This is a genomic window from Serratia sp. CY76391, assembly GCF_052166695.1.
GTDB classification, from domain to species: Bacteria; Pseudomonadota; Gammaproteobacteria; order Enterobacterales; family Enterobacteriaceae; genus Serratia; species Serratia nematodiphila.
Window position 1 is genome coordinate 488195 of sequence record NZ_JBJNOJ010000006.1, and the last position, 12028, is coordinate 500222.

General features: G+C 60.9%; 10 protein-coding genes. 6 read left to right on the top strand and 4 right to left on the bottom strand.

Features of this window, described 5'->3' with window-relative positions; genetic code table 11:
- Positions 1–36: 36 nt before the first annotated feature.
- The 4 genes from mutS to ACJ8PN_RS13110 form a co-directional block, all read right to left on the bottom strand.
- Complete coding sequence (gene mutS, locus ACJ8PN_RS13095; RefSeq protein WP_004932577.1) at positions 37–2592, bottom strand: DNA mismatch repair protein MutS; 2556 nt, start codon at positions 2590–2592, stop codon at positions 37–39.
- A 310-nt stretch (positions 2593–2902) separates the two neighbouring features.
- Complete coding sequence (locus ACJ8PN_RS13100; protein ID WP_442534994.1) at positions 2903–3895, bottom strand: hypothetical protein; 993 nt, start codon at positions 3893–3895, stop codon at positions 2903–2905.
- 30 nt (positions 3896–3925) lie between these two features.
- Entirely contained in the window at positions 3926–4897 is a 972-nt protein-coding gene (locus ACJ8PN_RS13105; protein WP_442534995.1) for an aldo/keto reductase, read from the bottom strand.
- A gap of 12 nt (positions 4898–4909) precedes the next feature.
- Entirely contained in the window at positions 4910–5710 is an 801-nt protein-coding gene (locus ACJ8PN_RS13110) for an SDR family NAD(P)-dependent oxidoreductase (RefSeq protein ID WP_171453348.1), read from the bottom strand.
- A 106-nt stretch (positions 5711–5816) separates the two neighbouring features.
- Here ACJ8PN_RS13110 and ACJ8PN_RS13115 point away from each other — a divergent pair, with 106 nt between their 5' ends.
- The 6 genes from ACJ8PN_RS13115 to chbG all read left to right on the top strand — a co-directional run bounded on the left by ACJ8PN_RS13115 (position 5817) and on the right by chbG (position 12022).
- Entirely contained in the window at positions 5817–6710 is an 894-nt protein-coding gene (locus tag ACJ8PN_RS13115; RefSeq protein WP_156866071.1) for a LysR family transcriptional regulator, read from the top strand.
- Between the two features lie 417 nt (positions 6711–7127).
- The gene (locus tag ACJ8PN_RS13120) at positions 7128–7445 is read left to right on the top strand and encodes a PTS sugar transporter subunit IIB (RefSeq protein ID WP_004932561.1); all 318 of its coding nucleotides are present in this window, start codon (positions 7128–7130) and stop codon (positions 7443–7445) included.
- Positions 7446–7457: 12 nt separating this feature from the next.
- Entirely contained in the window at positions 7458–8819 is a 1362-nt protein-coding gene (gene chbC / locus ACJ8PN_RS13125) for a PTS N,N'-diacetylchitobiose transporter subunit IIC (RefSeq protein WP_004932557.1), read from the top strand.
- A 43-nt stretch (positions 8820–8862) separates the two neighbouring features.
- Entirely contained in the window at positions 8863–10248 is a 1386-nt protein-coding gene (locus tag ACJ8PN_RS13130) for a glycoside hydrolase family 1 protein (protein ID WP_171453349.1), read from the top strand.
- Positions 10249–10263: 15 nt separating this feature from the next.
- Positions 10264–11112, top strand: coding sequence for a transcriptional regulator ChbR (gene chbR / locus ACJ8PN_RS13135; protein WP_015376697.1), 849 nt, complete (start codon positions 10264–10266; stop codon positions 11110–11112).
- Positions 11113–11260: 148 nt separating this feature from the next.
- Entirely contained in the window at positions 11261–12022 is a 762-nt protein-coding gene (gene chbG, locus ACJ8PN_RS13140; RefSeq protein WP_004932547.1) for a chitin disaccharide deacetylase, read from the top strand.
- Positions 12023–12028: the final 6 nt, after the last annotated feature.

A 12028-nucleotide genomic window follows, 5' to 3' on the forward strand; every position in this document is an offset into this window, starting at 1 on the left:
GCTCACCGTTTTTTTATGCCCGCGTTTGGCGCCAGATTACACCATATTTTTCAGCCGGTAGATCCATTCCAGCGCCTGTCGCGGCGACAGGGAATCCGGATCAAGCGCCTCCAGGGCTTCTACCGCCGGCGAGGTCTCTTCCTGCAGCAGCGTCATCTGGGTGGCATCGACGCTGCCCGATGCGGTGTGGCTGGAAATAGACTCCAGCTCGCGCAGTTTCTGACGGGCGCGTTTGATGACGTCGCGCGGCACGCCGGCCAGCGCGGCGACCGCCAGGCCATAGCTTTTGCTGGCGGCACCGTCTTGCACGCTGTGCATGAAGGCGATGGTATCGCCGTGTTCAAGCGCATCCAGATGCACGTTGACCACGCCTTCCATCTTCTCCGGCAGGGTCGTCAGCTCGAAGTAGTGGGTGGCGAACAGCGTCATCGCCTTGATGCGGTTGGCCAGGTTCTCGGCGCAGGCCCAGGCCAGCGACAGGCCGTCGTAGGTGGAGGTGCCGCGGCCGATTTCATCCATCAACACCAGGCTGTGCTCGGTGGCGTTGTGCAGAATATTGGCGGTTTCGGTCATCTCCACCATGAAGGTGGAGCGGCCGGAAGCCAGATCGTCCGCCGCGCCGACGCGGGTGAAGATGCGATCCACCGGGCCGATGGTGGCCTTGGTGGCCGGCACGTAGCTGCCGATGTGCGCCATCAGCACGATCAGCGCCGTTTGCCGCATATAGGTGCTTTTACCGCCCATGTTCGGACCGGTTATGATCAGCATGCGGCGCTGCGGCGACAGGGTGAGCGGGTTGGAGATAAACGGCTCGCTCAGCACCTGCTCCACCACCGGATGGCGGCCTTCGGTAATGCGGATCCCCGGCTGCTCGCTCATGGTCGGGCAAGCGTAGTTCAGGGTATCGGCGCGCTCGGCCAGGTTGGCCAGCACGTCCAGCTCGGCCAGCGCGGCGGCGCTTTGTTGCAGTTCCGCCAGGTGCGGTAGCAGCAGATCGAACAGCTCGTCGTACAGGCTTTTCTCGATCGCCAGCGCCTTACCCTTGGAGGTGAGCACTTTGTCTTCGTACTCTTTCAGTTCCGGGATGATGTAGCGCTCGGCATTTTTCAGCGTCTGACGGCGTACATAGTGGATCGGCACCAGGTGGCTTTGACCGCGGCTGACCTGAATGTAATAGCCGTGTACGCCGTTGAAGCCGACCTTAAGCGTATCCAGACCCAGCTTTTCACGCTCGCGGATCTCCAGCCGGTCGAGGTAGTCGCTGGCGCCGTCGGCCAAAGCGCGCCACTCGTCCAGTTCGCTGTTGTAACCGGGGGCGATCACGCCGCCGTCGCGCACCAGCACCGGCGGTGATTCAATGACCGCACGTTCCAGCAGCTCGCGCAGTTCGTCAAACTGGCCCACCTGCGACAGTAGCTGCTGCACGTGCGGCGTTTTCACATCCTGCAGCAGCGCGCGGATGTCCGGCAACTGTTGGAAAGCATGGCGCATGCGCGCCAGATCGCGCGGCCGGGCGGTGCGCAGCGCCAAACGCGCCAAAATACGTTCCTGATCGCCTACCTGACGCAGCGAAGGCTGCAGATCCGCGAACAGTTCCTGCAATGCGCCGATCGCCTGCTGGCGGGCGGTCAGCACCTTGATGTCGCGGGTCGGCATGTGCAGCCAGCGTTTCAGCATGCGGCTGCCCATCGGCGTGACCGTACGGTCGAGGATCGCCGCCAGCGTGTTGTCGCTGCCGCCGGACAGGCTCTGCGTCAGCTCCAGGTTGCGGCGGGTGGCGGCATCCATGATGATGCCGTCCTGCTGGCGTTCCATGGTGATGCCGCGAATATGCGGCAGCGAAGTGCGTTGGGTATCTTTGACGTACTGCAGCAGACAGCCGGCGGCGCGCAGCGCCTGGTGCGCCTGCTCGACGCCGAAGCCGGTCAAGTCGCGGGTGCCGAACTGCAGGTTGAGCTGCTGACGCGCGGTCTCAAGCTCGAATTCCCACAGCGGACGGCGGCGCAGGCCGTGGCGCTGTTCGATCAGCGCCATGTGTTCGAAGGTTTCCGGATACAGCAGCTCGGCCGGATTGGTGCGCTGCAGCTCGGCGGCCATGGTTTCCAGATCCTGCGGCTCGGCGACGCGGAAGCGGCCGGAGCTGACGTCCAGCGTGGCGTAGCCGAAGCCGCGCGCGTCCTGCCAGATCGCCGCCAGCAGGTTGTCCTGACGCTCTTGCAGCAGCGCTTCGTCGGTGATGGTGCCGGGAGTGACGATACGCACCACTTTGCGCTCGACCGGCCCTTTACTGGTGGCCGGATCGCCGATCTGCTCGCAGATGGCGACGGACTCGCCGAGCTGCACCAGCTTGGCCAGGTAGTTCTCCACCGCGTGGTGCGGCACGCCGGCCATCGGGATCGGTTCGCCCGCCGAGGCGCCGCGTTTGGTCAGCGAGATATCCAGCAGTTGGGAAGCGCGCTTGGCGTCGTCGTAAAATAGCTCGTAGAAGTCGCCCATGCGGTAGAACAGCAGGATTTCAGGATGCTGGGCCTTGAGGCGCAGGTACTGCTGCATCATCGGCGTGTGCGAATCGAGTTTATCGGTGCTATTCATGCGATTATTTTTCCAATCCATTGAATGTAAAGGGAACTGTGATTTTCATTGTCGTCATTCGCTATCACATTGTTTCAGCAGGCGTCGCCCCATTCAGCGCTTGGAGGGCGCGCAAATCAAATCATCAAAACGCCAAACGGCGCGCTCAAACCCGAGGTTTGCACAGACGCTTATACTAGCCCAGCGGGCAATCGGCTGTCACAGGTAAAAATGGGAAGCGCTGCGCAAGGCCGGTTTGCAACGAAGCGAGATTGTCGTTCGCCTGCGGGCAACAACGCAAGTGTCGCCGCCCGCAGTAGTGGTGGAGAGATTATTGCGCGGCGGTGAGAGGCAAGGGCAGTTGATAGAGGCGGAAACTGTCGGGCACTTCGGTTTCATGGCCGGGCAGCAGGCGGTGGCGGATGCGCGATTCGCTGACGAAGGCGCAGCCTTGCGGGGTAATAGTCAGGTTGACCGGCGATTCCATGCCTTCGCGCAAGACCTCAAGCTGGTGCCTGCCTGCCGCCCTGGGTGACGGGATCCGCAGGATCCGCCCTTGGCCGCTCTGGATCCCGTTTTCCAGCACGATCAGCGCGCCATCCGGCGCCAATCCCATTCCGTCCGGGTTTTCGATGAGGCGCGGCAGCTGCATTTCCGTCAGCTGCGGCTTTGGAGCGTTATAACTGAGGGTGTAGAGCTTACCGGTACCGAAATTGGCGACAGCCATCAGCCGATCGTCGAGCAGCACGATCCCGGCGGCGCCCAGCCCGCTGGGGGCCGCTAACTGCGGATCCTGAAACAGCGTACGGAATGCCGCTTCGTCTGGCCGCAGGCGCAGGATGCCGCCGCCGCGGGTTTCCGTCACATACACCGTACCGTCTGCGCCGAGCACGATATCGTTGCCCATTTCGCCCGCCGGCAGCGCCAGGCTGCGGTTAAGCGTGCCATCCGCGACGTTCAGCGCATAGATGCGGTTGGCGCGCGTTTTGCCGCCGGAGAGGAAGTCCGGCGAATTGCCCCACAGCAGCCCACGTTTTTCGTCCAGCCGCAGCGCGTTTGAGGCGAACACCGTGTCAGCGCCGGGGAAAAAGCTTTCCCACGCTTGACCCGGCCGCTTGCGCAGCACGTTGCCGCTGGTGACAAAGCCGACATACAGCGTACCGTCCGTCGCACGGGCGATGCCGTTGGGGTAAAGTGCGCCAGGCGGCAGCGTCATGCTGTTTGCGGCGCAGTCTGCGCTGACGGCAGCCTGCACCGGAGCGCTAAGGGGGAATGCGGCAGCGAGGGTGAACAACACCGCTCGTGCGGTAAGCGCATATGACATGTCTTCTCTCCTGGAATGACGGAAAAGGGGCTACCAGCGATCGGGGCGGACAGCATGCGCCATCGGCGCCTCCAGCGCGGCCACGTCTTCCGGTGATAGCCTGAGGTCGAGCGCTGCCAGCGCATCCTGCAGATGATGCGGCTTGGACATGCCCACCAGCGGCGACACCACGCCGGGTTTGGCCAACAGCCAGGCCAGCACGATTTGCGCTGGTGGAACGCCGCGCGCGGCCGCCACCTCCGCGACCGCCGCGACGGTGCGTTCTACCTCGTTTCTGCCGCCGTACCAACGGGGCGCCTGTTCGTCGGTGGCGGCGCGCAGCGTGCCGCCGCTGCCGGAGCCGGCCAGCACGCCGCGGGCCAGCGGCGACCAGGGGGTCAGACCAAGACCTTCCTCCAGGCACAGCGGGATCAGCTCCTCTTCATCTTCACGCGTCACCAGGTTGTATTGGCTTTGCAGCGAAATAAACGGCGCCAGGCGGTGCTGACGTTGAAAGGCCAGCATTTTCATCAGGCGCCAGGCGTGCAGCGAGGAGGCACCGAGATAGCGGATCTTGCCCGCCCGCACCAGGCCATCGAGGGTGTCGGCGGTTTCTTCGATCGGCGTTTCGGTGTCGAAGCGGTGCAGCACGAACAGATCGAGGTAATCCGTTCCCAGCCGCTGCAAGGAGGCGTCGACGCTGTGCAGCAGGTGCTTGCGTGATAGCCCCCGGCTGTTCGGCTGCGCGTCCATTGGAAAGTAGGCCTTGGTGGCGATCACCACGTCTTCACGGCGGGCGAACGCCCTCAGCGCGCGGCCGAGAATGCGCTCGCTTTCTCCGCCGGAGTAAATGTTGGCGGTATCGAAAAAATTGATACCCGCCTCCAGCGCCTCGCGGATAAAGGGGCGCGCTTCATCTTCCTTCAGCACCCAGGGCCGCCAGGCCGGATCGCCGTAGGTCATGCAACCCAGACAGAGGCGGGACACCTTCAGGCCGCTGTCGCCAAGCCGAACGTAGTTCATGGCCTCGTCTCCTCAACGCATGCCGGCGATGGTGTAACCGCCATCCACCAGCAGGCTTTGGCCGGTGATGAAGCGGGCTTCGTCCGTCGCCAGCCACAGCGCCACATCGCCGATGTCTTCCGATTCACCCAGGCGGCCGGCGGGCGTATGGGCGATAAAGGGCGCGAAGGCCGCGCTGTCAGCCACGCTGCCGCGTGCCATCGGCGTGTCGATGATGCCGGGGTTGATGTTGTTGACGCGGATGCCCTGGCCGCTGTACTCGAGCGCCACCGCGCGGATCATCGCATCGAGCGCGCCCTTGCTGGCGGAGTAGCTGGATGAGCCGGCCAGCGCGCCGTGGGTCAGCCAGGAGGAGGTGTTGATGATCACGCCGCCCGAGCGCTGAGCCAGGAAGGTTTCAATCTCATATTTCATCGCCAGCCAGACGCCCCTGAGGTTAATGGCGATCACTCGGTCAAAATCCTCGCTGCTCTGTTCGGTGATGGGGGCGAAGTTGCCGATGATGCCGGCGTTGTTGAAGGCGACGTCGAGCCGGCCGTAATGGGCGGTCACCGTGGCGATCAGTTGGCGGATATCGTCTTCCTGGGAGACGTCGGCCACGATGGGCAGGGCGTCGCCGCCGGCCAGCGCGATGTCGCGCGCCGTGGCTTCGATTTCCGCCGCGCGTCGGCCGGCCAGCGCGACGTTGGCGCCTTCGCGGGCATAGGCCAGCGCGGCGGCGCGGCCGATGCCGGTGCCGCCGCCGCTCACCAGTACGACTTTGCCCGCCAGACGGCGCGGCGTTTCATGAGTTGGAGCTGTAGCATTAATCATCGTATCGATACCTGGTAATGGGGTCGATCGCAATGCTATGTTGTTAGATGACGGATAACTATCCGCTAAAAATTCATCTCACTATTAGATAATTTATATCAATAGCATGAAAAAACCTGAACTGTCCGGCCTGGCGGCCTTCGTGGCTATCGCCAGTGAACGCAGCTTCCGCCGCGCCGCCGCCCGATTGGGCGTGACACCGCCGACGCTGACCCACACCCTGCGCGAATTGGAAGCGCAGGTGGGCATTCGCCTGCTAAACCGCACCACCCGCAACGTCTCGCCGACGGAGGCCGGTGAGCATCTGCTGGCACAGCTGGTGCCCGCTTTTACCGACATCGACGCCGCGCTGGAGAGCCTGAATGTGTTTCGCGAAGGGCCGCGCGGCCTGGTGCGCATCAACGCGCCGCGTTCGGCCATCGATCTTGCCATCGTGCCGCATCTGGAGCGGTTGGCCTGCGAGTACCCCGGCATTACGCTGGAAGTGGTGGCGGACGAGGGGTTTGCCAACATTGTCGAACAGGGCTTTGATGCCGGTATTAGGCTCGGCGAGGATCTGCACAACGATATGCGCGCGGTGCGTCTGACGCCGGATCTGCGTTTCGCCATCGTCGCCACGCCGGACTATTTTCAACGGCACGGCGAACCGATGCATCCGCAGGATTTGCTGCAGCACCGCTGCATCGGTTGGCGCAAGGCCTCTTCGGGCGAGCGCTACAAATGGGCATTTCAGCAGGGCGAGCAGCGGTTTTCCGTGGCGGTTAACAGCCCGTTGATACTCGATGACGGCAGGATGATGGTGCAGGCGGCGCTGGCGCACGTCGGCATCGCTTTCGCCATCGAACAAGAGGTAGAAGAACACCTGGCGAGCGGGCGGCTACGGCGGGTGTTGAACGACTGGTGCGCGCCGTTTACCGGTTTTTACCTCTATTACCCCAACCGCAGGAATCATTCCGTGGCGCTGAGCACGGTGATCGAGTTGCTGCGTCTGCCCACCTAATCCTCTTCACCGGCTATCGCGTTCGGATGGCCGTAGGTGAATCAAGCTTGAACTATTTTTATTCCCTTTTCGCTTGTTCAGGCGCAAATAAACCCTTAAATTCTCGGTGAGTTTGTAACTTGCTGTTTATAATTGTTATTTGAATATTTATTGCGAATATTCCGAGTCTATATCGGTTATTTGAGAGCCCGGTCACACTATTTTTTTGTGCGAAATGTGAAGGGGGTCAATCCGTCAGGTCAATGAGAGACTGTTATGTCTCCTCCTGGCTTACCGATCCGTTTTTCATGCTCCGTATACTGTCCGTAACCAGGGCAACGTGACGGAAATTTTCATAAGGAATGTGCGTGAAGCAATAGTGATTGCATCTGGCATACAAATAACACGGGGTTTTTTTGATTATCTGAGGTGCTTGGTATGGAAAAGAAAAAAATCTATCTGTTTTGTTCTGCCGGTATGTCCACTTCCCTGTTGGTATCAAAAATGAAGGCGCAGGCCGAGAAATATGAAGTGCCGGTGATCATCGCCGCCTATCCGGAAGCGCTGGCTGCGGAGAAAGGCGTTGAGGCGGATCTGATCCTGCTGGGGCCGCAGATCGCCTACACCTTGCCGGAAGTACAAAAACAGCTGCCCAATAAACCCGTTGAGGTTATCGATCCGCTGCTGTACGGCAAGGTCGATGGGCTGGGCGTGCTGAAGGCCGCGGTGGCCGCTATCAAGAAAGCCAATCAATAACAGGAGGCCGCCGTGAATACCCTCATTGCCTCGCTCGAGAAGGTTATCCTGCCTTTCGCCGTAAAAATCGGTAAGCAGCCCCACGTCAACGCCATCAAGAATGGCTTTATCCGCCTGATGCCGCTGACCTTGACCGGGGCGATGTTCGTGTTGATCAACAACGTGTTCCTGAGCTTTGGCGAGGGATCGTTCTTCTATTCGCTGGGCGTAAGATTGGATGCCTCTACCATCGAGACGCTGAATAGTCTGAAGAGCATCGGCGGCAGCGTTTACAACGGCACGCTGGGGATCATGTCCCTGATGACGCCGTTCTTTATCAGCATGGCGTTGGCGGAAGAGCGAAAGGTCGATCCGCTCGCTTCGGCGCTGCTGGCGGTGGCGGCCTTTATGACCGTCACACCGTTCAATGTCGGCGAGGCCTATGCGGTGGGAGCCAACTGGTTGGGCGGCGCCAACATCATTTCCGGTATGGTGATTGGGCTGGTGGTGGCCGAGATGTTTGCCTTCATCGTGCGGCGCAACTGGGTGATTAGCCTGCCGGACAGCGTGCCGGCTTCGGTGTCGCGTTCCTTCTCGGCGCTGATCCCCGGTTTCATCATCCTCTCCATCATGGGGCTGGTGGCGTTCGCGCTGGCGCACTGGGGCACCAACTTCCACCAGATCATCATGGACGGCATTTCGGCGCCGCTGGCCAAGATGGGCAGCGTGGTGGGCTGGGTGTACGTGCTGTTCTCCTCGCTGCTGTGGTTCTTTGGGGTGCACGGCTCCATGGCGCTGGCGGCCCTGGACAGCGGTATCATGACGCCGTTCGCGCTGGAAAACGTGGAGCTGTACAACAAATACGGTTCGGTTGAAGCGGCGGTGGCCGCCGGAAAAGAGTTCCACATGTGGGCGAAACCGTTCGTCGACTCCTACATCTACCTCGGCGGCACCGGCTCGACGCTGGGCTTGATCATCGCCATCTTCATCGCCTCGCGCCGCGAAGATTACCGCCAGGTCGCCAAACTGGCGACGCCATCGGGCATCTTCCAGATCAACGAACCGATACTGTTCGGCCTGCCGGTGATCATGAACCCGGTGATGTTCATTCCGTTCATCCTGGTGCAGCCGGTGCTGACCATTATCACCTCCCTGGCCTACTACTCCGGACTGATCCCGCCGATCACCAACATCGCGCCCTGGACCATGCCGGTCGGCCTGGGGGCGTTCTTCAACACCAACGGCAGCATCATGGCCATGTTGCTGAGCCTGTTCAACCTGGCGGTCGCCACCGTGATCTATCTGCCGTTCGTGGCGATCTCCAACAAGGCGCAGAGCCAGATTGACGCGGCGACGGAAAGCGAAGAAGACATCGCCAAGGCGCTGAAATTCTAACTGTGGAACGGGGCGGCGTGGCCGCCCCGCGAGGGACGCGAGTATGGAATATCAATTTGCCGACGGGTTCTGGTGGGGCAGCGCCACCTCCGCGCCGCAGTCTGAAGGGGCGGCCGCGCGGGACGGCAAGAGCCGCAACATCTTCGACTATTGGTACGAGATCGCGCCCGAGCGTTTTCACGATCGGGTGGGGCCGACCGAAGCCTCGACCTTTTACGACCATTTCCGCACCGATATCGGGCTGCTCAAAACGCTGGGCCACAATACCTTTAGAACGTCGATCTCGTGGTCGCGGCTGATCCCGGACGGCGACGGTGAAGTGAACCCGCAGGCGGTGGCGTTCTATAACGCGATGATCGACGAGCTGCTGGCGCAGGGCATCACCCCGTTTATCAATCTCTATCACTTCGATATGCCGCTGTGCATGCAACAGCGCGGCGGTTGGGAAAGCCGGGCGGTGGTCGAAGCCTATGCGCGTTACGCCGATACCTGTTTCGGCCTATTTGGCGATCGGGTCACCCACTGGTTCACCTTCAACGAGCCGATCGTGCCGGTGGAAGCCGGTTACCTGAATGACCTGCACTACCCTTGCGTAGTGGACTTCAAACGGGCGGTCACCGTGGCGTATCACAGCGTACTGGCGCACGCCATGGCGGTGCAGCGTTTCAGAGCGCGGAGGCTGCCGGGGAGCATCGGCATCATTCTGAATCTGAGCCCAACCTATCCGCGCTCCGACGCGCCGGAGGATCTGCAGGCGGCACACGACGCCGATCTGCTGCTCAACCGTAGTTTCCTCGATCCGGTCGCCAAAGGGCGTTACCCGGCCGCATTGCTGCACCTGCTGGAGCGACATGGGCTGATGCCCTACTGCGAACCGCAGGACGCGCAGCTGATCGAAGGCGGCGTGGTGGATATCCTTGGCGTCAACTATTACCAGCCGCGCAGGGTGCAGGCGAAAGAGGGACGGCGCGCCGAGGGGCCGATCGCATCACCGGAGGATTTGTTCAGTTACTATGCAATGCCGGGCCGCAAAATCAATCCGCACCGCGGCTGGGAGATCTATGAGAAGGGGCTGTACGACATCCTGATGGATCTGAAAGAGAACTACGGCAATCTGCCCTGTTATATTTCGGAAAACGGCATGGGCGTCGAGGGCGAAGAAGCGTTTATCGGCGCCGATGGGCGGGTGGAGGACGATTACCGCATCGACTTTATTCGCGAGCACCTGAAGTGGCTGCACCGCGCGCTGGCGGAAGGCTCGCAGTGCAAGGGCTATCATCTGTGGACCTTTATCGACTGCTGGTCCTGGCTGAATGCCTACAAGAATCGTTATGGGCTGGTGCGGCTGGATCGGGCGGATCAGCGGCGCACCATCAAAAAAAGCGGTTACTGGTTTGCCGAGGCGGCCAGACGCAACGGATTTGACTAACGGGAGGCCGGCGCCGTGTCCGATAACCGAATTTCGCTGAGTGCCAACGACGTGAAGCTGATTCGCGAGCAGGATTTCTTTAACTGCAAAGACTTTCACCTGTTCATCTACAACAAGGTGGAAAGCGCCACCGGGCTGCATCAGCACGACTATTACGAGTTCACTATTGTGCTGAGCGGCAAATGCTATCAGGAGATCAACGGCAAGCGGGTGCTGCTGGAACGCGGGGATTTCGTCTTTATCCCCATCGGCTCTTACCACCAGAGCTTTTACGAGTTCGGCGCGACGAAAATTTTCAACGTGGCGGTCAGCAAAGCGTTCTTTGAAGAGCACTATTTGCAGCAGTTGCCGCGTTGCTTTGTCGCCTCGCAGGCCTACAGCCTGAGAAGCGAGTTTTTGGCCTATATCGAATCGGTGGTGAGTTCGCCGCAGTTTCGTGAGGATGACTTCGCCGAGTTTCTCGAAACGCTGACCTTCTATGTGATCAGCCGCATTCGTCACCATAAAGAAGAAAACGACGGCGGCGATGATATTCCGCAGTGGCTGAAGAACACCCTGGCCGGCATGCATGACAAGGCGATGTTCGGCGAAAAGGCGTTGGCGAACATGGTGGCGCTGTCGGGGAAAACCCAGGAGTATCTGACCCGGGCGATGCGGCGCTACTACCAGAAGACGCCGATGCAGGTGATCAATGAGATCCGCATCAACTTCGCCAAGACGCAGCTGGAGGTCACCAACTATTCGGTCTCTGACATCGCCTTCGATTCCGGCTATGGCGACGTCAGCTTGTTCATTAAAAACTTCAAGCGGCTCACCGACGTGACCCCAGGCAACTACCGAAAAAAGTGTTACGGCCCTCTTTAGGGCCGCTCCCGATCAGTATCAACGCCGATATGCCGATGAGCTTCAGGGCGCCGGTCGGTTAATCATTTGATTTTTACCTTAACGAGGGGGAATGCCGCGCCGAGCGGTCGGCCTTCCCTTGCCAAAAATCCATCCCGCGGGAGCCTCTATGGAAAAACTACTGATCGTGAATGCCGATGATTTCGGCCTGAGCAAAGGGCAGAACTATGGCGTCATCGAGGCGTATCAGCATGGCGTCGTTTCCTCCACCACGGCGATGGTGAACGGCGGCGGCGCGCAGCACGCGGCGGCGCTCAGCCGGCAATATCCGGGGTTGCCGATTGGGCTGCATTTCGTTTTGACCCATGGCAAGCCGCTGGGCGCCATGCCTTCGCTGGTCAACGAACATGGCGAACTGGGCAAATGGCTGTGGCGCCGCGCCGAGGCCGGCGAGCTGCAGCTGGACGAAATTCACGAGGAGCTGCAGCGCCAGTTCGCGCGCTTCGTGACGCTGTTCGGCCGGCCGCCGACGCATATCGACAGCCACCACCATGTGCATATGCAGCCGCAAATTTATCCGCTGGTGGAGGCGTTCGCGCAGGCGCAGGGGCTGCCGCTGCGTCTCGATCGCGAAGAGGCGAAACGGCGTGGCATCACGCTGCATGCCCCCTATAGCACTGACGCTTTCGACGCGGGATTCTACGGTGAGACGATTTCCGAAACGCTGTTCCTGCAAAGGTTGGCGCGCGCCGACGAGCAGGGCGCAGAGTCATTGGAAATGATGTGCCATCCGGCGTTCCTCGACGCGACGATCCTGCAGAGCCAATACTGCCATCCGCGCCTCGTCGAGCTGGATGTGTTGACCGCGCCGACGCTGAAAGCAGCGATCGCCGAACGCGGTTTTCTGTTGGGCTCCTTCCAGGATCTGTAACGCCGC

Excerpts from the sequence above, each read along its gene's own strand:
- ACJ8PN_RS13110 (WP_171453348.1), bottom strand. The coding sequence starts at position 5,710 with ATGATTAATGCTACAGCTCCAACTCATGAAACGCCGCGCCGTCTGGCG.
- ACJ8PN_RS13105 (WP_442534995.1), bottom strand. The coding sequence starts at position 4,897 with ATGAACTACGTTCGGCTTGGCGACAGCGGCCTGAAGGTGTCCCGCCTC.
- chbG (WP_004932547.1), top strand. The coding sequence starts at position 11,261 with ATGGAAAAACTACTGATCGTGAATGCCGATGATTTCGGCCTGAGCAAA.
- mutS (WP_004932577.1), bottom strand. The coding sequence starts at position 2,592 with ATGAATAGCACCGATAAACTCGATTCGCACACGCCGATGATGCAGCAG.
- ACJ8PN_RS13100 (WP_442534994.1), bottom strand. The coding sequence starts at position 3,895 with ATGTCATATGCGCTTACCGCACGAGCGGTGTTGTTCACCCTCGCTGCC.
- ACJ8PN_RS13115 (WP_156866071.1), top strand. The coding sequence starts at position 5,817 with ATGAAAAAACCTGAACTGTCCGGCCTGGCGGCCTTCGTGGCTATCGCC.
- ACJ8PN_RS13120 (WP_004932561.1), top strand. The coding sequence starts at position 7,128 with ATGGAAAAGAAAAAAATCTATCTGTTTTGTTCTGCCGGTATGTCCACT.
- ACJ8PN_RS13130 (WP_171453349.1), top strand. The coding sequence starts at position 8,863 with ATGGAATATCAATTTGCCGACGGGTTCTGGTGGGGCAGCGCCACCTCC.